Raw genomic sequence first — 24,758 nt, 5'->3', positions numbered from 1 at the left:
GCTCAGCCGTCCTCGCCCGACTTGCGCAGGAAATAGAGCAGGTAGAACACGCCCATGCCCAGCATGAAGGCGAGTACCGCCAGGGTCAGAATTCCGGTCCAGTCGTTGAAGAGTTCGCCGAATACGTCCATCGTCACTGCCTCCTGATACAACAGTCGGAACGATGTCAGGGTAGCCCGTGGCGGGGCAGTATGTTTTGATGATGGTCAATTGCAGCCCGGAGACAGTGTCATGACAGAACCCGTGATCGCACAGAAGAAGCCCATTATTGTCGAGCTCGAGGCTGGCAAGGAATACTGGTGGTGCGCCTGCGGGCGCTCGAAGACCCAGCCCTTCTGCGACGGTTCGCACCAGGGTACCGGCATCGAGCCGCTTTGCTTCCGGGAGGAGAAGGGCGGCAAGCGCGGCATGTGCTGCTGCAAGCATACCGCCACACCGCCGTATTGCGACGGCACCCACAAGACCCTGGGTGATTGAATGGGCCTGCTCGATCGGGTGGCGGGCTGGTTGCAGGCCGCCGAAGACGAAGCGCCGGACGACGAGCGTGACCTGCACCTTGCCTGCGCGGTGCTGCTGTTCGAGGTGGCGCGTGCCGATCACGATTTCGACGAGGCGGAGTTTTCTCGCCTGCGCGAGTTGTTGCGCACGCGCTGGGAGCTGGAGCCTGCCGCGCTCGAGGAACTCCTGGAACAGGCGCGTCGCGAATCGGCCGAAGGCATCTCTCTGCACGCCTGGCTGGACACCCTCAACCGCCGGCTCTCGCGCGAACAGAAATACCGCCTGTTGTACGACCTCTGGTCGGTGGCCTGGGCCGACGGCCGGATCCACCACTACGAGGAACACCTCATCCGTCGCCTCGCCGACCTGCTGTACGTGCCACACAGCCAGTTCATCCGCGCGCGCCACGAAGCAGGCGAGACCTGAGGGTCGGAAAACCGCGAAGGATGCAAAGGACGCGAAGGTTTTGTGGCAGGGACGTGGGATGTTTCCAGGCCGTGCACGGGAATTCACCACAAAGATCACAAAGATCACGAAGCGTCCATGTTCATGGACTGTAGTCGTCGCGCTCTGACCTGACAGCCGGCAGCTTTTCCGGAGGTGCCTGTCGGATCAGGTTTGAGACTACTCAGGAATCTTTGTGCTCTTTGTGTGCTTCGTGGTTTTCCTGCCACTCCCGCTAACCAAGGATCAACACGACCAGCTCGCGCGGGCCGTGGATGCCCCAGGTCAGGGTCTGTTCGATGTCGGCGGTCTTGGACGGGCCGGTGATCAGCAGGGCGTTGGTGGGCAGGCCTTGTGCCCAGCCCTGGGAGCGGATCGCGGTCGCCAGGTCGGCATGCAGGTTTGCGGCATCCAGCAGCACGATATGCAATGGCGGCACCAGCGACAGCAGTCGGGGCTCCTCCGGGCCGGGCCAGAGGATCAGGCTGCCGGTTGCGGCGATCGCCCCCCGGCAGCCGGTGATGCCGGCATCGATGTGGTCGAACAACGCGTCTTTCCAGTCCTCCACCGGGCGGTCGTAGCGATGCAGGGTCACGCCCGGGATGGGATGCGCCTGCAAGGTGTGGCCGATCTCCCCGGTGCCGGCGAGCAGGTTACCGACCCCGCGCGCCGGCAGCTCGCGCGCCAGCCAACCCACCCAGTCGCCGTCGCGCAGGCGATGCACCTCGCCGCGCACGGCCTCGAGGGCGGCACGAAAACGGGCGATCAGCGTTTCGCCGTCGGCTCCCGTTGCCGGTGAGGGCGCGCCGGTATCCGGCGCCTCGCGCCGCACGGTGCGCAAGCGTTTCAGGATGTGGTCGCGTGCTTCATTCATCGGAGAACCCCGCTTCGCGCGCCAGGTCGGTGCAGATCGCGTGCCGCCGGTCGCGGTGCCTCGCGCCAGCGTGTCCAGGCCCCGAGCCGCCGCGGCGCGAGTCTGCGCAGCGCCGTGAGCAGCCGGGCCAGCCAGCGGTAGCGGTGAGGGTGGGCGTAGATCGTCGCCCACAGTCGCCACAGCAATGCCTCGCCGCGGTGGCGCAGGCGACCCGCATCGGGGAGCGGTGAGTCGGGTCGAGGCTCGACGCCCTCGGCGCGCAGCTGGTTGATCAGACCGGGCAAGGGGATGGCCACCGGACAGACGTCGCCGCAGGCGCCACACAGGGTGCAGGCGGAAGTCAGGCTGCCGCCGGCCTCGAGTCCCAGGCGTTGTGGTTCGAGCAGGGCACCGATGGGGCCGGGATAGACACTGCCATAGGCGTGTCCGCCGACCTGCACATAGACCGGGCAGTGATTGATGCAGGAGCCGCAGCGGATGCAGCGCAGGGTGTCGGCGAACAGTGGATCAGCATGGATGCGTGCGCGCCCATTGTCGAGCAGCACCAGGTGTACCTCGCGCGGGCCGTCGAGTTCATCGGCACGCCGCGGGCCGCTGATGAAATTGACATAGGTGGTGATCGGCTGGCCGGTGGCAGAGCGGGTGAGCAGGTCGAGCAGGGGTGGCAACTCGTCCAGGCGCTCGATCACCTTCTCGATGCCGGTGATCGCGATGTGCAGCGGTGGGGCACTGGTACTCAAACGGCCGTTGCCCTCGTTCTCCACCAGCACCAGGGTGCCGGTCTCGGCCACCAGAAAGTTCACCCCGGAGATGCCGGCGTCGGCCTGGGCGAAGCGCCGCCGCAACACCTGCCGCGCCTCGGCGGTGAGGCCTTCAATGTCTTCGGTGGCCTCGCGCTGCGGGTGGTGGGCCTGGAACAGGGCCGCCACCTCGTGCCGGTTTTTGTGGATGGCGGGCGCGACGATGTGCGAGGGCGGCTCGCCGGCCAGTTGCACAATGTATTCGCCGAGGTCCGATTCCACCACCGCGACGCCGGCCTCGCCCAGGGCGTCATTGAGGCCGGTCTCCTCGCTGACCATGGACTTGCCCTTGATCACCGAGCGCGCGCCCGCCCGGTGCAGCAGGTCGAGCACGATGGCGTTGGCCTGTGTGGCGTCCTCGGCCCAGTGCACCTGGATACCGTTGGCCTCGAGACGCTGCTCGAGGCGTTCAAGCAACTCTGGCAGGCGGGCCAGTGCGCGGGCACGGATCGCGGCGGCGCGTGCCCGGCGCTGCGCGAAGTCGGTGGCGTCGGGGAGGGCCGCGGCGCGCTTGGCGCGGATGCCGTCCATCGCGGCACGGAAGTTGCGCCGCACCGGGGCCTTGCCCAGTGCCTCGCGCACACGGGCGCGCAGGGTTGTCATCGAGCCGGGCACGTTCATGCGATGCGCTCCCACAGGAACTCGGCGATGTGCTGCACCGGCAGGGTGTCACCGCGCTGCGCCAGCCGGCCCTGCAGGTGCAGCAGGCAGCCGGCGTCCTGCGAGAGCAGGCGTTCGGCACTGGTGGCGAGCACGGCGTCGCACTTGCTGTCGGCCATCGCCGCCGAGAGGGCGTCCTGTTTGATGGCGAAGGTGCCGCCGAAGCCGCAGCATTCCTCGGCGTGTGCAGGCGCCAGGCACTCGACGCCACTCAGCTGCTCGAGCAGGCGCTCGGCGGAGGCGGTAGTGCGGGTCTCGCGGCGCGCGCTGCACGAATGGTGCAGGGCGACACGCACCGACTCGCCGCGATCCTGCAGCACCAGCCCGGCGCGATCGAGAAACTCGCACAGCTCGAAGGTGCGCGCGGCCAGTGCCCGGGCCTGCGCCTCCTCGGGTTCGCCGGCGAACAGCGCGGGCCAGTGGTTGCGGATCATGCCGGCGCAGGAGGCTGAGGGCACCACGACCGGCAGCTCGCGCGCGAAGGCCGCGAGCTGGGCGCGTGCCACCGCCCGAGCCTCGTGCCGGTAGCCGCTGTTGAAGGCCGGCTGGCCGCAACAGCTTTGCGCCTGCGGAAAGAGGGGGCGGAAACCGGCGCGCTCGAGCAGGCGCAGCGCGGCCATCCCGGCCTCCGGGCGCAGCAGATCGATCAGGCAGGTGCCGAAGACATAGATTTCGTGCGTCTCTTTAGTCATCTGTCGAGATCCAGGCGATGGCGCAGCCGGGCGAAGGCTTTCTGCAACTGGCGCAGGGCCTGGGCGCTCGCCTCGGCGTCCAGTCCGCTGCCGATGTCGCTCAGTTCGCGACCGAAGGCATCCATCGCCTGTTCCAGGCGCTCGAGCGGAATCTGTGATGGACATGCCGGCAGGGTGTCGGCTGCGGACTCGGCCTCCAGCGGTTCGACCGTAGCCGAGCGCGGCACCAGCCGCCGTTTCCCGCCCTCGACGGGGTCGGCCTGCAGGGGGGTGGATTTCACCCAGGTCTGCCCTTGCCAGGCAAAGTGCTGTCCGATGGCCAGTTGCGAGAATTTCATGGCGATATTGTAGTCGGCAGGGCTGAGCGAACGCTATGCTTGCGCGCCATGAACAGATCTACGTCCAGCGAGTTCATCCGTCTCGACCGCCTGCTGGCGCAGGCCACCGGCCTGTCGCGCAAGCAGGCCGGGATCGAGATCCGCAAGCAGCGCGTCACCCTCGACGGTGAGGTGGTGCGCGACCCCGGGCTGCGCGTGCCGCCTGACGCGGCGGTGCGCTGGCGTGACGAGCCGGTGGCACTGGCGGGTCCCGTCTATCTGATGCTGAACAAGCCGACCGGACTGGTGTGTGCGCGGCGCGACCCCATTCATGCCACGGTGCTCGATTTGCTGCCCCCCGATTTGGCCGCGCGGGTGCATATCGTCGGTCGACTCGATCGCGACACCACAGGCCTGCTTCTGCTCACTGACGATGGCGACTGGTCGCACGCGGTCACCTCGCCGCGACGCGGCTGCGCCAAGGCCTATGTCGCCGAGCTGGCCGAGCCACTGGTGGCAGAGGCCGAGGCGTGCTTTGCCGAGGGTATCGTGCTGCGTGGCGAGAAGCGGCCGACCCGGCCGGCCCGGCTCGAGCGCCTGGACGACCGCCGCGCACGGGTGATCCTGCACGAAGGGCGCTATCACCAGGTGCGGCGCATGTTTGCAGCGCTGGGCAACCGGGTGTTGCGCCTGCACCGGGAGTCGGTCGGCGGGGTGGTGCTGGATCCTGAACTGGCGCCGGGGCGCTGGCGCGCACTGAGCAACGAGGAGATTGCGCGGCTGGCGGATTGCCGCGCACGGGCCGAGGGCGAGGTTTGACGCGGCGTGCCCGGGCTGCAACCATCGGCAGACGGATGGGGGAGATAGGTAGTTGTGAGAAGATCCCTGTTGTCCCTGGGGGGCGTGCTGTTACTGGGTCTGGCCGGGTTTTTTGGCGCACGGTATCTGTCGGTACCGGAAGAGGTGCCGCGCATCGGGCCGGCGCTGGCCTGCCATCTTTCGGATGGGCCCTGCCGGCATGCGCTGCCCGATGGTGCGGTGCTGACGCTGACCTTGACGCCCCGCCCCGTGCCGCTGATGCAACCGGTGCGCGTGGTGGTGACCATCGACCGCGGTGACTGGAGACCACTGGCTGGCGATATCACCGGACTGAACATGACGATGGCCCCCAATCGCGTGCGCCTGAAACCTGCGGCCCCGGGGCGCTGGGAAGGCGAAACTATCCTGCCGGTATGCAGTCAAAGGCAGATGCACTGGCAGTTTGCCCTGCGCCTCGAAGGTGGTGGGCGAAGCTGGCGCATTCTCGACGATTTCCATACCCGACGCTGATCAGCAGGGAGCGAGAGTCTTGGCAAGCTGGCGGAGAGAGAGCGGAATGAACAAACCACTCGTCATGATGATCTGTGCTGCCCTGTTCGCTCACGCGGGATATGCTGGCGCGGCGGACCTGGCCGCGGGCAAGGCACGCTTCGTCGTCTGCGCGGGCTGTCACGGGCCGGATGGGACGGGCAATGCTGCCCTGGGGTATCCGCCGCTCGCCGGCAAGGATGCGGCCTATGTCGCTGCGCAACTGCGGGCCTTCAAGTCAGGCAAGCGTGACAATGCCACCATGCGTGCCATGGCCAAGGGCCTGAGCGATACCGACATCGACAACGTGGCGGCCTATGTCGCAACCCTCCAGTAGGAGGCCCGTCCCCGGGCCGAACAGACCGGATGGCGTGCGCGAAGTCGCGTGTGGATTGGCAGTTACATCAGAATTTCCTTATAATTGCGCTCTGATTTGCCAATTCGGTTTTTTGATTTTGTGGGGAAAGCCATGAAAAAAGTATTGTTCGCCGTATCCATGATCTCTTGTGTGGTCGCCGCGCCGGCCATGTCCGCAGGTGATGCCGCTGCCGGTCAGGCCAAGTCCGGTACCTGTGCCGGCTGTCACGGTGCAGATGGCAACAGCGTGGCTGCCAATTTCTCCAAGCTGGCCGGTCAGCACGAGAACTACCTGCTCAAGCAGTTGCAGGACTTCAAGAGCGGCAAGCGCAAGGATCCCACCATGACCGCCATGGTGGCGCCGTTGAGCGAACAGGACATGGCCAACCTGGCTGCCTATTTCTCCAGCCAGAAGGTCAAGCCGGGCAAGACGGCCGAAGACAAGCTGGAGCTGGGCCAGACGATCTATCGCGCCGGCAACGCCACCTCCGGCGTGGCGGCCTGCGCGGCCTGTCACTCGCCCACCGGGGCCGGCAACCCGCAGGCGAAGTTCCCCGCGCTGAAGGGTCAGCATGCCGGTTATGTCGTCAAGCAGCTCAAGGCCTTCCGCAGTGGTGCGCGTAGCAACGATGCGGGTTCCATGATGCGTGGGGTCGCCAGCAAGCTGACCGATGCAGAGATCGAGGCGGTTGCCCAGTACGTCCAGGGCCTGCAGTGATCCGGCGATCCGCATACATCGCGTGAGTAAAGAGGCGGCCGCTGGGCCGCCTTTTTCGTATAAACGGCAGGAGTTGACAGGAACTCCAGGCGGGACCGGGGTTCCAAGGCAGTGATCCGCCCCGGCGAGCTGGCTAAACTGATAGCAGGGGCCTGGTCCCGGAACGGGCAACGAGAACCTATAGGGAGTCGAAAACGTGAAACATCTGGCAAAGCTTCTGTTCGCATCCGCGCTACTGTCTCTGGCATCGCTTGCCGTGGCAGTCGAGTTCGAGGAGAACACCCACTACGAGGTGCTGCTGCCCGAACCGCCAGTGGGCAAGCCCGGCGACAAGATCGAGGTCATCGAGTTCTTCATGTGGACCTGCCCCCATTGCTATCACTTCGAGCCCTTCGTCAAGAACTGGCTGGCCAACAAGCCGGACGATGTGGAATTCGTGCGCGTGCCCGCCATGTTCGGCGGTGTCGCCAATCTGCATGCCAAGGTCTACTATGCCCTGCAGGCCATGGGTGAACTGGACCGGGTGCATGCGGCCTTCTTCAACGAGATCCACGAGAAGCGCAATCGTCTCAAGGACCAGGATGCCATCGAGGCCTTCCTGCGCGGACAGGGGGTGGACATCGACAAGTTCCGCCAGGCCATGAACTCCTTCGCGGTGGCCACGCGCACCAACCGGGCGGCCGCGCTGATGCGTCGTTACGGGGTGCGTGCCGTGCCTTCGCTGGTGATCGACGGCCGTTATCGCAGCGGGCGCGGACTGGACTTTAAAGGAATGATTGAACTGGCCGATTTCCTGGCGGAGCGCGTTCGCAGGGAACGCCAGGAAGAAAGTGAATGAGATAGATGGACAGATCGGAAACCGCCAGTATCGATACTCCTTCCAGCCTGAGCGCCGGCCAGCGCCTGCGTTTGCTGAGTTACAACATCCAGGCCGGGATCGATACCAGCCAGTTCCGGGACTATCTCACCAAGGGCTGGCGGCACGTGCTGCCCAGCCGGCATCGCATCCACAATCTGGACCGGATCGCGCAGATGCTGCGTGGTTACGACCTGATGGGGCTGCAGGAGGTCGATGCCGGCAGCCTGCGCAGCGGGTTTCTCGACATGACCGAGTACCTGGCGCACCGTGCCGGCTATCCCTACTGGTACCGGCAGGTCAACCGCGACATCGGCATGATCGCGCAGAACAGCAACGGCTTTCTGAGTCGCCTTGCGCCGACCCGGGTCAGCAAATATCGCCTGCCTCCCGGTAACGGCCGTGGCGCCATGGTGCTGGAGTTTGGTGAGGGTGACGACGCCTTGCATGTCTGCACTCTGCACCTGGCACTGTCGCGGCGGCACCGGCGTCGCCAGCTCGACTTTATCGCCGAACGCCTGCGCCATGCCGAACACGTGGTGGTGATGGGTGATCTCAATACCAGTTGCGACACCACCGAATTTCGGCATTTCGTCGAACACAATGGCCTGCGTGAACCGGGTTGCAGCAAGCCGACCTTCCCCAGCTGGCGTCCGGTGCGGCGTATCGACCACATCCTGGTCTCCGATTCCCTGCAGGTGCTCAATGCCCGGGTACTCGACTACCCGCTGAGCGACCACCTCCCCGTGTGTGTGGAGCTGCTGATCCCCGAGCGTATCCATCTGGCCGCCTGAGGTCGCCATGAGTGATCAGGAAAAGTGGCGTGATCGCTATCTGCAGCTGGCCGAGCAGCTCGATGGCGAGGAGAAGCGCCGTCAGGAGGCCGAGCGCGAACTGCTGCGCCTGATCTCGCGCCTGTGCGTGGCCACCACCGGCCTCGACCCGCTGCTCGACCCGCATCTGTCACGCCTGCGCAAGGCAGTCAAGAAAGGCACCCCGGAACGCCTGATCGAACAGGCCCAGGAGCTGGGCGATGCCCTGCTCAAGGCGCAGGACGACCGGGTCCAGGGCGACCTGTTCGAGCGCCAGCTCGACGAACTGGCGGCCCTGCTGTTTGGTGAACAGCAGGCCGAGGCTCGGCAGGACACCACGAGGGAGGCTGGCAGCGGCCTGCTCGGGCGTCTGTTGCACCGAGGCGGGCAGAGTGATCCGAACGCCTTGCTGCGTGAGGTCATCGATGCCATCGACTGGCCGGACGACATGCGCCAGCGGGTCGATGCCCTGCGCGAGCAACTGGCCGAGGGGGCGCCACGCGACGCTTGGGTGGAAGTCGTGCGCGAGATCGGCAACATGGCGGCCACCGCGCTGGATCGCGCGCATCGCGACGCCGAGGCCTCCAGCGTGTTCCTGGCCCAGCTCAGCGAGCGCCTCGAGGCGCTGGACGACTACATGCTCGGCGACAGCGAGCGCCGCCGAGCCTCGCGCGAGAGCGGGATGCGTCTGGGGCGTGCGGTGAGCAGCGAGGTCGGGGGGCTGTCCGCCCGCATGGAGGAGAACCAGGGGCTGGCGCAGTTGCGTGAACAGGTCATTCAGACCCTCGACCGCATCCAGCAGCATGTGGCCACCCATATCAAGGACGAGGCACAGCGTGACGTGCAGGCCGAGCAGCAGGCGGCACTGATGAAGCGCCAGCTGGAGGCCCTGGAACGCGAGGCCTTCGACCTGCGCCGTCAGGTCGAGGAGACCCGCCAGCAGGCGATGCGCGATCCGCTCACCGGCCTGCCCAACCGGCGCGCCTTCGAGGCACGCATCGACGAGGAACTGGCGCGCTGGCGACGCTTTGGTACCCCGCTTGCGCTGGTGGTCTTCGATGTGGACGACTTCAAGCAGATCAACGACGTGTTCGGGCACAAGGCCGGTGACCGCGCGCTGGCGCTGATCGGGAAGATCCTCGCCGAGAGCCTGCGCGAGACCGATTTCCTCGCCCGTTACGGCGGCGAGGAGATCGTCGGCCTGCTGCCGGGCGCCGATGGTGAGGCCGCGCTCAAGGTGGCCGACATGATGCGCCGTCAGGTCGAGCAGGCCGGCATGCATTCGCACAACAAGCCGGTGAAGATCACGCTTTCCGGCGGGGTGGCGGTGGCCGGGCCGGGAGAGACGGCCGAGCAGTTGTTCGAACGCGCGGATCAGGCCATGTACCAGGCCAAGCGTGCCGGCAAGAACCGTTGCGTGCTGGCCGATCCGCCGGCCGGTGCCGAGGTGCGCAGCGCCTGAATCAGGGCGCTTCGCTCATTGCTGCCCAGCCGTAACGCCAGTCGATCCCTGTGGCCTTGTGCAGTGCCGCGAGCAGCCGATCGCTGGGCGTGGCCTCGCCGGGAAACACGTTGCGCAGTTCCACCAGCAGCCGCCCGATCGCGGCCTGTTGCCGCCAGTCGAGATCGATGGCCCGGCAGGCCGCCTCGCAGGCCGGGCAGGGCAGTGTCGAGAGTGGCGCGACGGCGCGCTCGCGCCAGTCGTCGAGGCGGGCGCGACAACTCGGGCAGCGCGGCCTGCCGGTGCGGGGGCCGGTGAACAGCCGGGGGGTTGGTAGTGGGCCGTGCAGGGCGAGGTGGCAGAAGTCACGGTCGTTGGCGTGTGCGGCTTCGAAGCGCAAGTGCGGCGAGCAGCCGGCGAAGATCACCTCGCGTGCAAAGCCCTCACCGGCGTGAAATACCCGCTTGCCGACCGTCTCGGCCAGTGGTGTGCCGGCCACTTGCAGGGCCTCGAGGGCGGCAAGCACCGGGGCCGGGTCGGGCGCGGCCTCGGGACAGGTGGGAAACAGGTACAGGCTGCCGTTCATCAGCGCATTCTACTGCGGGTAGAATGCGTGCATGAAACGCTTTCTCATCGCGCTGGTGCGCGCCTACCAACTGTTGATCAGCCCGGTGCTGGGCAACAACTGCCGTTACTACCCAAGCTGCTCGGCCTACACCATCGAGGCGATGGAAAAATGGGGGCCGTTGCGTGGCCTGTGGCTGGGCATCCGTCGCGTCTCGCGTTGCCATCCCTGGCACGAAGGTGGAGTGGACCCGGTGCCCGAACCGCCGGAGCATGCGCATCGTCATGACTGAGCTACCGGTGTTCTGGCGGGATCGCACCGTCTTCACAGAGGCCTTCGGCGACGGGCTGGAGCGCATGCTGACGGACCACGACGGGCTGGGGGTATTCATCCTGGTGTTGGCCAATACCACCCACGAGCCGGCCCTGCGTGAGCGCCTGTGGCGAGCGCTGGTGGCGCGTTTCGTGCGGCATCGCCACGCGCTGCGTGAGACCCTGGCGCGTGGCGCCCGGCCGGTGGATGCCGAGGACGACGTGGCGGTGTTCCTGCGCCTGGCCCTGCTGGGACTGGAGGCCTTGCCCTCGACCGAATGGCGCGCGACCGGCCCCTGGCAGCTGCAATACAATCTGCTGCGCGCCCTGCGTCCGCCACGCATGGCTGACGCGGTGATCGACAGCCTGCAACGGCCCTTCGATCCGGCGGGTTTTCATTTTGACCGGCCCTTCCTGCGCAAGGAGATCCTCTGGGAAGGCGAACTGGAAGGGCAATCCTGCCGCCTGCTCTACAACAAGTTTCCCTTCGCGCCGCTGCACGGGCTGTTGCTGATCGAACCGAAGGCCTGTCGTCCACAGGTGCTCGATCGTGTGGCCCACGGGCTGGTCTGGCGGCTATGCGAGAGGGCGGGCGAGCAGCTGCCGGGGCTGGGCTTCGGCTTCAACGCCTACGGCGCCTTCGCCTCGGTCAACCACCAGCATTTCCAGAGTTTCGTGCTGGAAGAAGGCGGGATCTATCCGGTGGAAGACGCGCGCTGGTCGCACAACGGCGGCACCGAGGACTATCCCGTGCCCTGTCTTCGGCTGGATGACGAGGCTGCCGCCTGGGAGGCGGTCGAGACCTGTTACCGGGACAATCACGCCTTCAACCTGCTCTATCGCCCCGGGCGGCTGTACCTGCTGCGCCGCCGTTTCCAGGGGCAGCATCCCTTGCCGGAATGGAGCGGCGGCTTCGCCTGGTCGGAGCTGGCCGGCAGCTTCACCCTGTTCGAGCGTGCGGCCTTCGAGGGCCTGGAGGCCTCGGACATCATGGCCGCATTGACCGCCCTGGCCCCCTGATCATTGGAGCCGCCAGGGACGCGACGGGTAATTCACCACAAAGGACACAAAGCACACGAAGTGTGGGAATGTGGGTCCCTTGCGTATTCTCCCACGCAGGTCTGCCTGAAGGCCTTTGTGCCCCTTGTACCCTTCGTGGTTCCCACCTGTCAGGGCAGGCGCTCGAGCGCGGCGATGCGCTCCTCGATGGGCGGATGGCTGGCGAACAGCGCGCTGACCTTGCCGCCGGCGATGCCGAAGGCGGCCATCTCGTCGGGCAGGGGCGCGGTGTGCGCCTGTTGCAGGCGGCGCAGTGCCGAGATCATCTTGAACTTGCCGGCCAGTTGCGCAGCGCCGGCATCGGCGCGGTATTCGCGCCAGCGCGAGAACCACATCACGATCATCGAGGCGAGGATGCCGAGTACCACCTGGGCCACCATGGAGGCGATGAAGAAGCCGATACCGTGGCCACGCTCGTTCTTGAGGATCACTCGGTCCACGATATGGCCCACCACCCGCGAGAGGAACACCACGAAGGTGTTGACCACGCCCTGGAGCAGGGTGAGGGTCACCATGTCGCCGTTGGCCACGTGGCTGATCTCGTGCGCCAGCACCGCCTCGATCTCGTCACGGTTCATGGTCGAGAGCAGACCGGTGGAGACGGCTACCAGGGCGTCGTCCTTGTTCCAGCCGGTGGCAAAGGCATTGGGCGGTCCCTCGAAGATGCCGACCTCGGGCATGCCGATGCCCACCGCCTGGGCCTGACGGGCCACGGTGTCCACCAGCCACAGTTCGACCCCGTTGGTGGGCTGCTCGATGACCTGCACGCCCATGCCCTGCTTGGCCATGAACTTGGACATGAACAGCGAGATCAGCGAGCCCGAGAAGCCGATGATGGCCGAGTAGATCAACAGGGCGTTGAGGTCGAGATCGACCCGGTTGGCGGCCAGCAGGTCGTCGATGCCGAGCAGGCGGAACATCAGGCTGATGACCACCAGCACGGCCACGTTGGTCGCAAGGAACAGCAGCAGACGCACGTCGTTTTCTCCGAGTGTTGAGTCGCGCCTAATGTGCGGATTCAGAGGGCGAAGTTCAAGTCTGCCGCGAGGCCTCCATCACCGGCAGGCGGGCGATGTAGCAGGCGACCCCGAGCAGGCACAGGCCACAGGCCAGTGCAGCCACCGATGCCGGGCCGAACAGGGCGGCAGTGAGGACCCAGGACAGGGCCATGGCGGTCCAGGCGATGCGCTTGGCGCGCGCGGGCATGGCGTGGTGTTCTTCCCATCCGCGCACCAGGTGTCCGAAGCGCGGGTGTTCGCGCAACCAGCGGTGCCAGCGCGGCGAGCTGCGCGAGAAGGCCCAGGCGGCGATCAGCAGGAACACGGTGGTGGGCATCAGCGGCAGCAGGGCCCCGAGGGGGCCGAGGCCGACGCACAGCCAGCCGAGCAGCAGGTAGGCATGTCGGGATTGCATGATGGCTCCTGGTCGATTGCTTCGAGGCTGTTATCGGCCGGTGCCGGCGAAATTTCAGGCCGGGTTGTCGTAGCGAATGTCGATGATTTCGAATTCGGCCTCGCCGTCGGGCAGGCGCACGCGCACCGGCTCGTCGAGGGCGCGGCCGAGCAGGGCGCGCGCCATCGGCGAGTCGATGCTGATCCAGCGACGCTTGGGATCGAACTCGTCGGCGCCCACGATGCGGTAGGCATGGGTCTCTCCCTGACGGTCGGCCAGTTCCACCCAGGCGCCGAAGTACACCCGTTCGGGGTCATCGGGGGCGCGCTCGACCACCTTCAGCTCGGGAATGCGCTTCTGCAGGTAGCGGATGCGCCGGTCCAGGTCGCGCAGCTGCTTCTTGCGATAGATGTACTCGGCGTTCTCCGAGCGATCGCCCTCGGCCGCGGCGGCGGCCAGGTGTTTCACCACCTTGCGGCGCTTGTCCCAGAGCGCGCGCTGCTCCGCCTTCAGTGCCTCGAAACCTTCTCGGGTGATATGGGGTGAGCGTGCCATGGGTCTGGAGGAGTCAGAATTGCCTGGTCTTGAGCAGTACCAGGGTGCAGGCCTCGAACCAGGGAATGCCGGCGGCATCCAGCGCCTGCTGGAAGACGCGCGATTCGGTGCCGGGATTGAAGATCACCCGGCCGGGCGCGAGCGCGACCAGTGCCGGGATCTGCGGTTCCAGGCGTTCGGGGCCGACGTAGAGGGTGAGGGTATCCACTGGGCGTGGCACCTGGTCCAGCGTGTTGGCGACTGTCAGCCCCTCGATCTCGCGAAAGCGTGGGTGGATGGGCGTCACCCGGTAGCCGTGCTCGAGCAGCAGGCGGATGGCCTGGTTGGCATAGCGTGCTGGCTTGGGGCTGGCGCCCAGTACGGCGACGTGGTGATCGGAGGCCTGCATGGTAGCGGGTATTGCTTCGGTGGCGTGGTGCGCGGTGTAGAATGCCGACAATTTTAACCGTTTTGTCTCGAGGGGGGGCCATGAGTGCAATGGTCACGTTGCATGTCTTGTCTGTCGTCATCTGGGTGGGCGGCATGTTCTTCGCCTACATGGTGCTGCGGCCGGTCGCCGCTGCGCAGCTCGAGCCGCCGGTGCGCCTGACCCTGTGGGTCGGGGTGTTCGGGCGCTTCTTCCCCTGGGTGTGGCTGAGCGTGCTGATCATCCTCGGTACCGGGCTGTGGATGATGTTCGGGGTCTTCGGGGGCTTTGCCGGTAGCCCGCTCTACATCCATGCCATGTTCGGCATCGGTATTGTCATGATGCTGATCTTCATGCACGTCTTCTTCGCACCCTACGGACGCCTGAAACGGGCGGTGGCCGCGCAGGATTGGCCGGCGGGCGGGCAGGCGCTGGCGCAGATCCGTGTGCTGGTGGGTACCAACACCATGATCGGCCTGTGCAACATCGCCATTGCGGCGGCTGGGCGTTATCTGGCGTAAAAAAAACGCCTCATCGAGGCGGGCAAGGTCAGTCATAAGAGTGAGATAAGCATCGAAGTTTCGGCGGAGAGAGATATGCCGGATTCGACTTCGAGCCTTTAGTGTGTGCCGGTTGCGCACCGACGTCTTTGCGCCAGATCAATTGGAGGTCACTTGGGTGGGTTCTCGTGCGTCGCGCCGGTAGACCACGCGCCCGTTGAACAGGGTATGGGTGACCTGGCCTTCGAATTCCCAGCCGTCGAAGGGGGTGTTGCGGCCCTCGCTGCACAGTGCCGAGCGGTGCAGTGTCCAGGGGGTGTCGGGCTCGAAGATGCAGACGTCCGCGGGGCTGCCCGCGCCCAGCCGCCCATGGGGCAGGCCGAGCAGATCGGCCGGGCCGCAGGTGACCCGGGCGATGGCCTCGGTGAGTGACAGCACGCCTTCGTCTACCAGGCGCAGGGTCAACGCCAGCAGGGTCTCGAGGCCCGAGATGCCGGGGGCGGTCTCGGGGAAGGGAGCCTCCTTGGCGTCCAGCTCGTGGGGCTGGTGATCAGAGCAGATGGCCGCGATGGTGCCGTCGGCCACCGCCTGGCGCAGGGCCTCGCGGTCGGCCAGGGTGCGCAGCGGTGGCGAGACGTGGCAGTCGGCGTCGAAACCTTCGATGTCCATCTCGGTCAGGTGCAGCTGGTGAGCGGCGACATCGGCGCTGACCGGCAGCTTCGCGGCCTGGGCCTCGCGCAGCTGGTTGGCGGCGCCGGACGTGGACAGGGCATGGAAATGCACCCGGGCACCGGTGTGTTCGGCCAGCGCCAGGTCGCGCGCCACGGCCACCGTCTCGGCGCAACTGGGGATGCCGGGCAGGCCCAGTCGGGTAGCCACCGCGCCCTCGTGCGCGCAGCCGCCGGCACGCAGGTGCGGGTCCTCGGGGCGCAGCATCACGGTCAGGCCGAAGGTGGCGGCATACTCCAGGGCACGGCGCTCGACCAGGGTGTTGGCCAGCGGATGTCGCGCATTGCTCAGGGCGACCGCACCGGCGCGGGCCAGCGCGGCCATGTTGGCCAGTTGCTGGCCGTCCAGTCCCTGGGTGAGGGCGGCGGCGATCAGTACCCGGGTGCGTCGCAGCTTGCGCGCGGTACGGTGGATCAGCTCGATCACCGCAGGGGTGTCGATCACCGGTTGGGTGTCCGGGGTGCACACCAGAGTGGTGATGCCACCACGCGCGGCAGCGGCAGTCTCGCTGGCCAGGTCGATACGGCCGGGGCCGGGGTCGCGTAGCGAGGCGGCGATGTCCACCAGCCCCGGGCAGACGATGCAGCCGCTGGCATCGATGGTCTCCTGTGCCTCGAAGCCTTCGGGCGCCGCGCCGATGGCGAGGATCTGCTGGCCCTGGATGTGCAGGTCCAGGGTGTCGTCGATGCCGTTGGCCGGGTCGATCAGGCGGCCGTTGAGGATGCTGATGTTCATGCCTCTCCCCGCTCCTCGGCATGGGTCTGCATGCACAGGCTCATGACCGCCATGCGCACTGCAATGCCGTAGCTAACCTGTTGCAGGATCACCGAGCGCGGTCCGTCGGCCACCTCGGAGTCCATCTCGACGCCGCGGTTCATGGGGCCGGGGTGCATGACGATGGCATCCGGCTTGGCCGCCTCCAGGCGCTTGTTGGTCAGGCCGTAGAGGCGGAAGTATTCGGATTCGCTGGGCAGCAGGGCGCCATCCATGCGTTCCTTCTGCAGGCGCAGCATGATGACCACGTCCACGTCGCGCAGGCCCTCGTCGAGGTCGTGATAGACGTGCACACCCAGCGCCCGCGCCTCGGTGGGGATCAGGGTGCGTGGGCCGACCACGCGCACCTCGGTCACGCCCAGGGTGTTGAGGGCGAGGATCTGCGAGCGTGCCACCCGCGAGTGCAGGATGTCACCGACGATGGCCACCCGCAGCGGGGTGAAATCGCCCTTGTGACGGCGGATGGTGAACATGTCCAGCATGGCCTGGGTCGGGTGGGCGTGGCGGCCGTCGCCGGCGTTGATCACGCTCACGCCGGGGGCGGCATGGCGGGCAATGAAATGCGCCGCGCCCGACTGGCTGTGGCGCACCACGAACATCTCGCTGTGCATCGCCTCGATGTTGCGCAGGGTGTCCAGCAGGGTCTCGCCCTTGGCGGTGGCCGAAGTGCTGGCATTGAAGTTGAGTACGTCGGCGGACAGCCGCTTGGCGGCCAGTTCGAAGGTCGTGCGGGTGCGGGTGCTGTTCTCGAAGAACAGGTTGGTGATGATGCGCCCACGCAGCGCAGGAACCTTCTTGACCGGCCGGCCCGGCAGGGTGGCGAAGGACTCGGCGATGTCGAGGATGTGGGTGAGCAGTTCGCGGCTCAGTCCCTCGATGGTCAGGAAATGGCGAAGGCGGCCATCCGGCGTCAGTTGGATGTTCTGTCGTCTGTCGCTCGCCATTGCGCGCATTGTACTGAGACAACCCTGAGTAAAGCAACGCTCAGAGCGCTCCCCGTGGGCGGGCATCAGGGGGGCCATCCACGGTGTTGCGCTGGCTTGACATGGAATGGCCATGCCTGCTGCCTGTGCGCCTTGTGGCTGAACGCCCTGAGACCCGCTGAGTGTCGCTTTACTCAGGGTTGTCTCAGTAACAGTCCGCGGGGCGGGTCGCATGCTTTGCAGGGAGTGTTCGCGACGAGGACGCCACTCCCACCGTAGGAGGCCCGTCCCCGGGCCGAACCTTCGTATTCATGCATCGGTGCGGCGGCTGATCTCCAGGCTGTAGGTCTCGGGCCCGGTGAGGCGGATGTGTTCGTGCGTGGGCAGTGGCAGGCTCAGGCCGACCACGTCGGGCTGGATGGGCAGCTGGCGGCCGTTGCGCTCGATCAGGGTGACCAGGGTGATACTGGCCGGTCGGCCGAAGTCGAAGATCTCGTTCATGGCCGCACGGATGGTGCGCCCGCTCTGGATCACGTCGTCCACCAGTACGATGTTGCGCTCGTCCACATCGAACTCGATGCGCGAGGGGCGGACCTGCGGGTTGACACCGATGCGCGTGAAGTCGTCGCGGTAGAAGCTGATGTCGAGCAGACCGAGCGGGCCGGGGCAGTCCAGCCGCTGGTGCAGCTCGTGGGCGATCCAAGCCCCGCCGGTGTGGATGCCGATGATTGCGGGGTCGTCGATTTCGCGGTCGCGCAGGTAGTGGCGCAGGATGCCGGTCATGCCATCGATCAGGTCGATGATGCCGTCATGCTGCATGAAGATGTGTCGTGGTGCCTCGGTCATTGTCTCAGCCAGGTCTCGAGTATCAGTTTGGCAGCCCAGGCATCGACGCGGGTCGGATCGCGGGCTGCTTCCGCACCCAGGTCGAGCCAGGCCGCACGCGTGGTCAGGCGCTCGTCGATCAGGTGCACGGGCAGATGGTAGCGTCCGTGCAGCTGGCGCGCGAATCGCTTGGCGGGTTCGGCGTTGTTTGCTTCGCGGTCGGTCATCTCGAAGGGATGGCCGACCACCAGGGCGTCGGGTTGCCATTCTTCGATCAGGGTGCCGATGCGCTCCCAGTCGGGCTTTCCGCGTCGGTTGCCCAAGGTGGTGAGGGGATTGGCGCTTTGTGTCAGGGTCTGGCCGACGGCCACGCCGATCTTGTGGCTCCCGTAGTCGAAGCCGAGCAGGGTAGCCATCAGGCGTGGCCGCTGTCGGTGCTCAGGCGGTTGAGATCCACCCCGATCAGCCGCGCCGCGGCCTCCCAGCGGTGTGGCGGCGGCAGTTCGAAGAGGATGGCGCGATCGGCCGGGGCACTCAGCCAGCTGTTGTCGAGGATCTCCTGTTCCAGTTGCCCCGGTCCCCAGCCGGCGTAGCCCAGCGCCACCAGGGCATGCGCGGGCCCTTCGCCGCGGGCCATGGCCTCGAGGATGTCGCGCGAGGTGGTGACGCTGATCTGGTCGTTGATGCGCAGGGTGGATTCCCATTCCTGGTCCGAATCGTGCAGCACGAAGCCGCGCTGTTCCTCGACCGGTCCGCCCAGGTAGACCGGTGCCTCCTTCACGCCCGGGTCGTCGCTCGGGATCTCCATCTGTTCGAGCACCTCGCTGACGCGAATGTCGATCGGGCGGTTGATGACGATGCCCATGGCGCCGTTGGGGCTGTGCTCGCAGATATAGGTCACCGTGTGCGAGAAATTGGGATCCCGCAGGCTGGGCATGGCGATCAGCAGATGGTTGGTCAGGTTGCTGGTATCCATGGCATGAGTATCCGGCGGTTGAGCGTTTCCCGCAATACAGATGCGGGCTCAGGGCTCGGAAAACAAGCGGTTGCCGCTGCGGAACTGCCAGGTGCGGGTGATGTCGAGCACATCCACCTCCTTGCGGATCTCGGGAGGGAAGGGCGCGAAGGGGGCGGCCAGGCGGACGATGCGGATGGCCGCGTCGTCGAGGACCTTGTGACCGGAGGAACGCAGCAGGCGGATCTGCTCGATGCTGCCGTCGGCGCGCACGGCCACGTGCAGGATCAGCGCGCCGTACAGGCGCTTGCGCTTGGCCTCGTCGGGGTAGTTGAGATTGCCGATGCGCTCGACCTTGCGCCGCCAGGCCTCGAGATAGCTGGCGTACTTGTATTCCTGGGTGCTGGCGTTGAGTACCTTGCGGCGCTTGTGTTTGGACGCGGCCTGGGCGTGGCGGTCGAGTTCCGCGGTCAGGCGGTCGATCTCCTTCTGGGTGCTGGCCAGCAACTGGGCAACGCGTGGGCGCGGTGTGGCCTTGATGGTGGGTCTGGGCTTGCGCACGGTTTCCTTGCGGTCGGCGTGCCGGGTGGTGATCACTTGCTTCTGCTGGCGCGGTTCGGGGCGGACCGCGCCGGCGCGAACCAGCTCGGGCGCCGGCTTCTGCTGCTTGCGGATCGCCCGGGGATTGCCCAGCGGGTTGCTGGGGCGATTCTTCTGTACCTGCTCGCCCCCGCCGAGCTGCGAGGCCTGGGCCAGGAAGTCCGGCTTCTCGACCTTTTCGGGTTTCTTCTCGGGGACTACGAGGGTGATGTCCAGCGTGCGCTCCGGCGCTGGCGGGTTGTTGCGCTGGATATCGAAGCCGATGGCGAGGATCACGAAGGCATGCACCACCGTGGCCCCGAGCAGGGCCAGGCCCAGGGGTTCACGGGTGATCTGTCCTGTCGGCCGTTCCTTCATGGTTCGGGATTCAGAGCGGCTCGCTGATATGGATGTCTTGCACGGGCTTTTGCAACTCGATCCGTTTCTGCATCGCAGGATTCATGTACACCATTCCCTCGGTGTCGATCAGCAACACGTACTTGATGCCCATCTGTCGCGCCACCCGATACCAGTCGTCAGGACCGGCGATGAACAGCGCGGTCGCTGCGGCATCGGCGGTGGTGGCGTCGGGGTGCAGTACGGTCACCGAGGCGGTGCCGACTGCCGGCCGTCCTGTGCGCGGGTCGATGATGTGATGATAGAACTTTCCCTTCCAGGTGAAGTTCCGTTCGTAGTTTCCGGAGGTGAACACCGCCTCGTCACCGCTGACCGAGAGCAGCGCGAAGATACTTCCGCCGTCGGGGTCGCGGATGGCGATGCGCCAGGGGTTGCCGGCGCGCGAGCCGATGGCGCGCAGGTCGCCGCCGGCGTTGACGATGGCGTCGGTGATGCCCATCTCGCGCAGGCGCTCGATGGCGCGATCGATGCCGTAGCCCTTGCCGACGGCACCGAAGTCGAGTTTGCCTGCGGGATTGTCGCAGGAGAGGTGGAAGCCTTCGAGCTTCATGTCGCGGATGCTGGGGTGTCGAGCGACCAGCGCCTCGATGTCTTCGTCGCGGGGCGGGGCGTGCGGCTCGAGGTCGCTGTTGTGGAAACCCCAGAGCTCGACCAGGCGGCCGATGCCGGGGTCGAACAGGTAGTCGCTCTTGCGCGCCAGTTCCTGCGAGATTCTCAGCAGGGGCAGGACCGACGGCGGAGCGGCGATGGTGCGGCCGTCCGCGATCGCCTGATTGATGCGGCCCAGCGGCCCCGGGTCCCAGGCGTGCCAGGCCTTGTGCATGAACTGGAAGTCCTGTTGCAGGGTCTGGTAGGCAGCCTGCGCCTTCTGCCGGTCCACGCCGATGACTTCCAGTTCCATGATGGTGCCGAAGGCGAGCAGGCGGAAATACTGTGATGGCAGTTGCCGCGAACAGCCGCCGCCCAGCAGAATCGCCGACAGCATGCCCAGGACTATGACGAAGCGGAAGCGGTAAGGTCTCGGGTGATTCATACGGCGATCGTCTGCTCGATGTGGTCCATCAGGGTGCCGGCGATATTGAGTGAATAGAGGGCATCCAGTTCGCGGATGCAGGTGGGGCTGGTGATGTTGATCTCGGTGAGGTAGTCGCCGATCACGTCCAGCCCGGCAAACAGGATACCCGCTTCGCGCAGGAAGGGGGCGACGGCGGCGACGATGTCGCGATCGCGATCATTCAATGCCACACCGACGCCCTGGCCTCCGGCAGCGAGGTTGCCGCGGGTCTCGCCTTCGGCGGGGACGCGTGCCAGGGCCCAGGGAACGGCTTCGCCGTCGATCACCAGGATGCGCTTGTCGCCGTCGCGAATCTCGGGAATGAAGCGTTGCGCCATGACCTGGCGGCGGCCGTGGTGGGTCAGGGTCTCGAGGATCACCCGACGGTTGGGATCATCGGGGCGCACGCGGAAGATCGAGGCGCCCCCCATGCCGTCGAGCGGCTTGAGGATCACGTCACCCTGTTCGTCCACGAAACGCTCCAGTGCGGCCATGTCACTGGCCACCAGTACCGGTGGGCAGAGTTGCGGGAAGCGGGTGGCTGCCAGCTTCTCGTTGTGATTGCGCAGGGCCTTCGGGTGATTGACCACCAGGGTGCCGCTTGCTGCTGGCTGGTCGAGTAGCCAGGTGGTGGTGATGTAGTCCAGGTCGAAGGGTGGGTCCTTGCGCATCAGCACCACGGGAAAACGATCGACAGGTCCCTCTTCGGTGGTGTCGAGTTCGAACCAGCCGGCGGCATCATCCTTCACCCGTAATGGCCTGGAACACACCAGGGTGCGGCCGTCGCGTTGCGACAGGTCACGCTGTTCGGCATAGTGCAGCGCCCAGCCACGCGCCTGCGCCTCGAGGAGCATGGCAAAGGTGCTGTCCTTGTGGATCTTGATCTGTGCGATGGGGTCCATGATGACCAGCAGTGCCGGTGCCATGTTGCGGATTCCTTTGGGTCTGGCAAGCTGTCAAGGGGCACAAGATACTCGGCCGTCACCGGTTTGCAAGGCAATGTGTGCCGGGTGCCGGATTTTCTGGGAAATGTGCTCTGGGTTTGCCTGTTTGGGGCAGCGAGTCACAGTGGGAGTCGTTTCTGCCTTGCGGCTCAGGGTTTTGGCTGCTACTTTGAGACCGGATTCCGCGATGTCGAGAGGGGGGAGGGGCGCGCAAGACGTGGAACAATGTCAGCCGGCACCACATTGGGAGGTCACCATTGAGATCACTTTCTTGCAATGCCATGGAAGGGGGGGGTACTCCATGGCTGGAGAGGGAAGAGACAGTTTCTTTTGTCGGTTCTGGGGTTCCTGCCGGTCGTTGGAATCCTGGGATTCAGTACGGTCGCCTGGTCTGCCGATGACTATCTCTCCGAACTGGAGGCCGGAGCCGGCAAAGTCGATGCCGAATTGACCGAAGAACCGGATCGCGCGACGGGTCCGGGGGCGGTCGAGCAATCTGTCGAGCCAGGCGGGCAGGCGCCGCGATCGCAAGAGAAGGGGGACCTGGCCTCGCAGCGGGCCAATTTCGAATCCCTGCTCAAGAAGCATTACTTCGGCACCTATGGTTTCTACCGCAAGCTTCCCGAGCGCAGTCGCCAGGAGGTGTTCGAGGAGTATCGTCGGGGCGTGGGCATGGACAAGATCCGCAAGAAGATCGTGAGTCGCCTGCTTCAGCATTGATGACCCGACAATCTTGAATGGCTGGCAGGATGCTGGTTGTTGCGCGCCAGGGACGTGGTCGGAAATATCGAACTTTGGGGGAGATATGTCGAAGAACGTTCGCCTGGTACAGCAAACGCTGGTGGTGTTCACCATGCTGGCCGGGTTCCTTTCTGCCGGGTTGGCTCTGTCCGATGAGGTGAAACTGGGCAGTGATTTCATCCCGCTGACCAAGGACAAACCTTATATCCATGTCGTTCACGAGGGGCGTTCGATCCGGGTGCAACGTGTACAGGACCCGGACTACGAACTCAAGGGCTACTTTGCCAAGACGGGGCGCAAGTGTCCTCCCTTCTGTATCCAGTCGATCAGTCCGGCGCCGGGTGTCCAGGTCATCGGCGAGGTCGAGCTGTTCGATTTCATGGAGACCGAGCTGCGAGATGGCAAGGGCCTGCTCATCGATGCTCGCACCCCGGCCTGGCACCAGAAGGGGACCATCCCCGGTTCGATCAATATTCCCTTCACGCATCTGACCAAGGCATCCGATGACCCCGAGGTGCTGGATGCCTTTGAACTGTTCGGCGTCAAGGAGCGGGAAGAGCCGACGTTCTTCGAGAAATTGCTGGAGGAATGGGGGTGGTCCGAGAACCCTTACCTGACGGACAAGTGGGACTTTACGGATGCCAAGACGCTGGTGTTGTATTGCAACGGGCCTGCCTGCGGGCAGTCGCCGCGGGCGATTCGCGGGTTGCTCAAGCTGGGTTATCCGGCAGACAAGATTCGTTATTACCGGGGCGGCATGCAGCTGTGGCAGCTGTGGCAGCTGTGGGGTCTGACCACGGTGGTACCCAACGAGTGAAAGTTGTACATGGTGGGTTGAAGACAGTGAGCGACAGTGGTGATACAGATCTCCAGGGCCTGAAGGTGCTGGTGATCGACGACAGCAAGACCATCCGACGGACTGCCGAGACCCTGCTGAAGAAGGTTGGGTGCGAAGTATTGACGGCGAATGACGGCTTTGAGGCGTTGTCCGTGATTGCGGACAACAGGCCCGATCTCATCTTCGTCGACATCATGATGCCGCGCCTCGATGGGTATCAGACCTGTGCGCTTATCAAGCACAACGAGCTGTACCGGGATGTGCCGGTCATCATGTTGTCGAGCAAGGATGGTCTGTTCGATCGTGCCCGAGGGCGCATCGTCGGTTCCGACCAGTATCTGACCAAACCCTTTTCCCGGGATGAACTGCTCGATGCAGTTCGTCAGTTTGCCAAGAAGGTAGCGTAAGCAATGGCGAAGGTACTCGTAGTAGATGATTCTCCGACCGAACTGCATGTGCTCACCCAGTACCTGCACAGTGCCGGCCATCAGACCCTGACGGCTTCCGATGGCCAGGAAGGCCTGGAGACGGCAAAGAGCGAAAAGCCGGATCTGATCCTGATGGATGTGGTCATGCCGGGGCTCAATGGCTTTCAGGCGACTCGCAAGATCAGTCGCGACCCGGAAACAAGGCACATTCCGGTTGTCATGATTACCACCAAGGACCAGGAAACCGATCGCGAGTGGGGCTTGCGACAGGGCGCCCGCGCCTACCTGGTCAAGCCGGTCACCGAGGACCAGCTTCTCGGGGTGGTCGCCGAGGTGCTCGGCTGACGCGCATGGAACGGATGGCTATCCAGGCACTGGCTCCGGGTGAGTTGATGGCCGTGCTGGCGGAAATCGAACGCCAGAGCCGTATCAGTGCGCTCAGCATGCCGCAGGTCACGGTGGCCGAGGATACATGGGAGGGGCTGGCCTACAGCATCGCGGGGGTACGCTTGGTTTCGGCGATGAGCGAAATACGCGAGATGCTGCCCTATCCGGTCCAGCTCACCCATGTGCCAGGCGCGCAACCCTGGATGAATGGCCTGGCCAATGTCCGGGGCAACCTGCTGCCGGTGATCGATCTTCAGGTCTATCTGGGTGGAAAACCAGTGATGTCGGGAAAGAGCGCGCGCATGTTGATCGTGCGCATGCGGGGCCTGGAGTGTGGTCTGCTGGTGTCGGCGGTGTTGGGTATGCGGCATTTCCCGGAAGAGCGGCGCCTGTCCAATGCGCGCATGACAGGGCCCTTGGGGCGTTACGTGTTTGATGCCTTTTCCGTGGAAGACGAGGTGTGGCCGGTGTTCAGCTTGTCGGCGCTGACTGCCGATCCGGCATTTCGTTCTGCAGCTCAATGAGGTACGAGATGAAATCTGACGGTGTGTCCCACCAGT

35 protein-coding genes are annotated in these 24,758 nt (G+C 65.5%); 17 read left to right on the top strand and 18 right to left on the bottom strand.

What is annotated here, in order from left to right:
- Window positions 1-2: 2 nt before the first annotated feature.
- Window positions 3-131 (bottom strand): DUF3149 domain-containing protein, encoded by a 129-nt coding sequence (locus EBS_RS13715; protein WP_081999925.1) that lies wholly within the window; start codon window positions 129-131, stop codon window positions 3-5.
- Window positions 132-231: 100 nt separating this feature from the next.
- Here EBS_RS13715 and EBS_RS10040 point away from each other — a divergent pair, with 100 nt between their 5' ends.
- Together EBS_RS10040 and EBS_RS10035 are read left to right on the top strand one after the other, a co-directional pair.
- Window positions 232-477: a CDGSH iron-sulfur domain-containing protein gene (locus EBS_RS10040; protein WP_043108529.1), complete on the top strand. Its 246-nt coding sequence runs from the start codon at window positions 232-234 to the stop codon at window positions 475-477.
- On the top strand, window positions 478-924 hold the full coding sequence (locus EBS_RS10035) for a tellurite resistance TerB family protein (RefSeq protein ID WP_052199494.1): 447 nt from the start codon (window positions 478-480) through the stop codon (window positions 922-924).
- Between the two features lie 253 nt (window positions 925-1,177).
- Here EBS_RS10035 and EBS_RS10030 read toward each other — a convergent pair whose 3' ends face one another.
- Genes EBS_RS10030 through EBS_RS10015 form a run of 4 tightly spaced genes read right to left on the bottom strand, consistent with a single transcriptional unit; the run spans window position 1,178 to window position 4,306 of the window.
- Window positions 1,178-1,816: a LutC/YkgG family protein gene (locus tag EBS_RS10030; RefSeq protein WP_043108528.1), complete on the bottom strand. Its 639-nt coding sequence runs from the start codon at window positions 1,814-1,816 to the stop codon at window positions 1,178-1,180.
- The gene (locus tag EBS_RS10025; protein ID WP_052199493.1) at window positions 1,813-3,237 is read right to left on the bottom strand and encodes a lactate utilization protein B; all 1,425 of its coding nucleotides are present in this window, start codon (window positions 3,235-3,237) and stop codon (window positions 1,813-1,815) included. The genes EBS_RS10030 and EBS_RS10025 overlap by 4 nt, the downstream gene beginning before the upstream one ends.
- Complete coding sequence (locus EBS_RS10020) at window positions 3,234-3,968, bottom strand: (Fe-S)-binding protein (RefSeq protein WP_043108527.1); 735 nt, start codon at window positions 3,966-3,968, stop codon at window positions 3,234-3,236. Before EBS_RS10020 ends, EBS_RS10025 begins: the two co-directional genes overlap by 4 nt.
- The gene (locus EBS_RS10015) at window positions 3,965-4,306 is read right to left on the bottom strand and encodes a hypothetical protein (RefSeq protein ID WP_043108526.1); all 342 of its coding nucleotides are present in this window, start codon (window positions 4,304-4,306) and stop codon (window positions 3,965-3,967) included. Before EBS_RS10015 ends, EBS_RS10020 begins: the two co-directional genes overlap by 4 nt.
- Before the next feature lie 75 nt (window positions 4,307-4,381).
- On the opposite strand from EBS_RS10015, the gene EBS_RS10010 reads away from it, so the two are divergent.
- The 7 genes from EBS_RS10010 (at window position 4,382) to EBS_RS09980 (ending at window position 9,837) form a co-directional block, all read left to right on the top strand.
- Window positions 4,382-5,104, top strand: a complete 723-nt coding sequence (locus EBS_RS10010) for a pseudouridine synthase (RefSeq protein ID WP_043109676.1) — start codon at window positions 4,382-4,384, stop codon at window positions 5,102-5,104.
- A gap of 54 nt (window positions 5,105-5,158) precedes the next feature.
- Window positions 5,159-5,614 (top strand): hypothetical protein, encoded by a 456-nt coding sequence (locus tag EBS_RS13090; RefSeq protein WP_148307732.1) that lies wholly within the window; start codon window positions 5,159-5,161, stop codon window positions 5,612-5,614.
- Between the two features lie 46 nt (window positions 5,615-5,660).
- Window positions 5,661-5,969 (top strand): c-type cytochrome, encoded by a 309-nt coding sequence (locus EBS_RS10000; protein ID WP_043108525.1) that lies wholly within the window; start codon window positions 5,661-5,663, stop codon window positions 5,967-5,969.
- Window positions 5,970-6,101: 132 nt separating this feature from the next.
- Entirely contained in the window at window positions 6,102-6,707 is a 606-nt protein-coding gene (locus EBS_RS09995; RefSeq protein ID WP_043108524.1) for a c-type cytochrome, read from the top strand.
- Between the two features lie 256 nt (window positions 6,708-6,963).
- Window positions 6,964-7,545 (top strand): thiol:disulfide interchange protein DsbA/DsbL, encoded by a 582-nt coding sequence (locus EBS_RS09990; protein ID WP_052199491.1) that lies wholly within the window; start codon window positions 6,964-6,966, stop codon window positions 7,543-7,545.
- Between the two features lie 5 nt (window positions 7,546-7,550).
- Window positions 7,551-8,357 carry an endonuclease/exonuclease/phosphatase family protein gene (locus EBS_RS09985; protein WP_052199490.1) on the top strand — a complete coding sequence of 269 codons (807 nt, stop codon included), beginning with the start codon at window positions 7,551-7,553 and terminating at the stop codon, window positions 8,355-8,357.
- Between the two features lie 7 nt (window positions 8,358-8,364).
- Window positions 8,365-9,837 carry a GGDEF domain-containing protein gene (locus EBS_RS09980; protein ID WP_043108523.1) on the top strand — a complete coding sequence of 491 codons (1,473 nt, stop codon included), beginning with the start codon at window positions 8,365-8,367 and terminating at the stop codon, window positions 9,835-9,837.
- Between the two features lies 1 nt (window position 9,838).
- Here the strand turns inward: EBS_RS09980 and EBS_RS13085 are convergent, their stop codons facing one another.
- Window positions 9,839-10,402, bottom strand: a complete 564-nt coding sequence (locus tag EBS_RS13085) for a hypothetical protein (RefSeq protein ID WP_052199489.1) — start codon at window positions 10,400-10,402, stop codon at window positions 9,839-9,841.
- A gap of 31 nt (window positions 10,403-10,433) precedes the next feature.
- On the opposite strand from EBS_RS13085, the gene yidD reads away from it, so the two are divergent.
- Window positions 10,434-10,673: a membrane protein insertion efficiency factor YidD gene (gene yidD, locus EBS_RS09970; protein WP_043108522.1), complete on the top strand. Its 240-nt coding sequence runs from the start codon at window positions 10,434-10,436 to the stop codon at window positions 10,671-10,673.
- Complete coding sequence (locus EBS_RS09965) at window positions 10,666-11,712, top strand: GDP-D-glucose phosphorylase 1 family protein (RefSeq protein ID WP_052199488.1); 1,047 nt, start codon at window positions 10,666-10,668, stop codon at window positions 11,710-11,712. The genes yidD and EBS_RS09965 overlap by 8 nt, the downstream gene beginning before the upstream one ends.
- 149 nt (window positions 11,713-11,861) lie before the next feature.
- Here EBS_RS09965 and htpX read toward each other — a convergent pair whose 3' ends face one another.
- From htpX to EBS_RS09945, 4 genes are read right to left on the bottom strand one after another with little or no spacing between them, the layout of a single operon-like run.
- Window positions 11,862-12,728, bottom strand: coding sequence for a protease HtpX (gene htpX, locus EBS_RS09960; RefSeq protein ID WP_043108521.1), 867 nt, complete (start codon window positions 12,726-12,728; stop codon window positions 11,862-11,864).
- A 55-nt stretch (window positions 12,729-12,783) separates the two neighbouring features.
- Window positions 12,784-13,164: a YbaN family protein gene (locus EBS_RS09955; protein WP_043108520.1), complete on the bottom strand. Its 381-nt coding sequence runs from the start codon at window positions 13,162-13,164 to the stop codon at window positions 12,784-12,786.
- A gap of 54 nt (window positions 13,165-13,218) precedes the next feature.
- On the bottom strand, window positions 13,219-13,698 hold the full coding sequence (gene greB / locus EBS_RS09950; protein ID WP_043108519.1) for a transcription elongation factor GreB: 480 nt from the start codon (window positions 13,696-13,698) through the stop codon (window positions 13,219-13,221).
- 13 nt (window positions 13,699-13,711) lie between these two features.
- A complete protein-coding gene (locus EBS_RS09945) occupies window positions 13,712-14,137 on the bottom strand; it encodes a CoA-binding protein (protein ID WP_331711228.1) in 426 nt (141 codons plus the stop codon).
- A gap of 29 nt (window positions 14,138-14,166) precedes the next feature.
- Between EBS_RS09945 and EBS_RS09940 the strand changes: the two genes are divergently transcribed.
- Window positions 14,167-14,625, top strand: coding sequence for a CopD family protein (locus EBS_RS09940; protein ID WP_043108518.1), 459 nt, complete (start codon window positions 14,167-14,169; stop codon window positions 14,623-14,625).
- Window positions 14,626-14,763: 138 nt separating this feature from the next.
- Here the strand turns inward: EBS_RS09940 and EBS_RS09935 are convergent, their stop codons facing one another.
- From EBS_RS09935 to gshB, 8 genes are all read right to left on the bottom strand, one after another.
- The gene (locus EBS_RS09935) at window positions 14,764-16,068 is read right to left on the bottom strand and encodes a dihydroorotase (RefSeq protein WP_043108517.1); all 1,305 of its coding nucleotides are present in this window, start codon (window positions 16,066-16,068) and stop codon (window positions 14,764-14,766) included.
- Window positions 16,065-17,051 carry an aspartate carbamoyltransferase catalytic subunit gene (locus EBS_RS09930; RefSeq protein WP_043108516.1) on the bottom strand — a complete coding sequence of 329 codons (987 nt, stop codon included), beginning with the start codon at window positions 17,049-17,051 and terminating at the stop codon, window positions 16,065-16,067. Before EBS_RS09930 ends, EBS_RS09935 begins: the two co-directional genes overlap by 4 nt.
- 288 nt (window positions 17,052-17,339) lie before the next feature.
- On the bottom strand, window positions 17,340-17,876 hold the full coding sequence (pyrR, locus tag EBS_RS09925; RefSeq protein WP_148307731.1) for a bifunctional pyr operon transcriptional regulator/uracil phosphoribosyltransferase PyrR: 537 nt from the start codon (window positions 17,874-17,876) through the stop codon (window positions 17,340-17,342).
- Window positions 17,873-18,271: a Holliday junction resolvase RuvX gene (gene ruvX, locus EBS_RS09920; protein ID WP_043108514.1), complete on the bottom strand. Its 399-nt coding sequence runs from the start codon at window positions 18,269-18,271 to the stop codon at window positions 17,873-17,875. Before ruvX ends, pyrR begins: the two co-directional genes overlap by 4 nt.
- Window positions 18,271-18,831 carry a YqgE/AlgH family protein gene (locus tag EBS_RS09915; RefSeq protein WP_043108513.1) on the bottom strand — a complete coding sequence of 187 codons (561 nt, stop codon included), beginning with the start codon at window positions 18,829-18,831 and terminating at the stop codon, window positions 18,271-18,273. Before EBS_RS09915 ends, ruvX begins: the two co-directional genes overlap by 1 nt.
- Window positions 18,832-18,879: 48 nt before the next feature.
- The gene (locus EBS_RS09910; protein WP_043108512.1) at window positions 18,880-19,767 is read right to left on the bottom strand and encodes an energy transducer TonB; all 888 of its coding nucleotides are present in this window, start codon (window positions 19,765-19,767) and stop codon (window positions 18,880-18,882) included.
- Between the two features lie 10 nt (window positions 19,768-19,777).
- Window positions 19,778-20,839, bottom strand: a complete 1,062-nt coding sequence (locus EBS_RS09905) for an FAD:protein FMN transferase (protein WP_231892796.1) — start codon at window positions 20,837-20,839, stop codon at window positions 19,778-19,780.
- Window positions 20,836-21,786 carry a glutathione synthase gene (gene gshB / locus EBS_RS09900; protein ID WP_043108510.1) on the bottom strand — a complete coding sequence of 317 codons (951 nt, stop codon included), beginning with the start codon at window positions 21,784-21,786 and terminating at the stop codon, window positions 20,836-20,838. The genes EBS_RS09905 and gshB overlap by 4 nt, the downstream gene beginning before the upstream one ends.
- A gap of 465 nt (window positions 21,787-22,251) precedes the next feature.
- On the opposite strand from gshB, the gene EBS_RS14310 reads away from it, so the two are divergent.
- The 5 genes from EBS_RS14310 to EBS_RS09875 all read left to right on the top strand — a co-directional run bounded on the left by EBS_RS14310 (window position 22,252) and on the right by EBS_RS09875 (window position 24,722).
- On the top strand, window positions 22,252-22,524 hold the full coding sequence (locus EBS_RS14310; RefSeq protein WP_171816234.1) for a hypothetical protein: 273 nt from the start codon (window positions 22,252-22,254) through the stop codon (window positions 22,522-22,524).
- 85 nt (window positions 22,525-22,609) lie between these two features.
- On the top strand, window positions 22,610-23,362 hold the full coding sequence (locus tag EBS_RS09890; protein ID WP_231892795.1) for a rhodanese-like domain-containing protein: 753 nt from the start codon (window positions 22,610-22,612) through the stop codon (window positions 23,360-23,362).
- Window positions 23,363-23,388: 26 nt separating this feature from the next.
- Entirely contained in the window at window positions 23,389-23,790 is a 402-nt protein-coding gene (locus EBS_RS09885) for a response regulator (RefSeq protein ID WP_043108508.1), read from the top strand.
- A gap of 3 nt (window positions 23,791-23,793) precedes the next feature.
- A complete protein-coding gene (locus EBS_RS09880; RefSeq protein ID WP_043108506.1) occupies window positions 23,794-24,156 on the top strand; it encodes a response regulator in 363 nt (120 codons plus the stop codon).
- A 14-nt stretch (window positions 24,157-24,170) separates the two neighbouring features.
- Window positions 24,171-24,722, top strand: a complete 552-nt coding sequence (locus EBS_RS09875) for a chemotaxis protein CheW (protein WP_043109660.1) — start codon at window positions 24,171-24,173, stop codon at window positions 24,720-24,722.
- Window positions 24,723-24,758 lie beyond the last annotated feature (36 nt).

The sequence above is a fragment of the endosymbiont of unidentified scaly snail isolate Monju genome (assembly GCF_000801295.1).
In the GTDB taxonomy this organism is placed as follows: Bacteria; Pseudomonadota; Gammaproteobacteria; order Chromatiales; family Chromatiaceae; genus MONJU.
The sequence above is the reverse complement of the archived record's forward strand: the minus strand, read 5'-3'. Positions and strand labels throughout refer to the sequence as shown.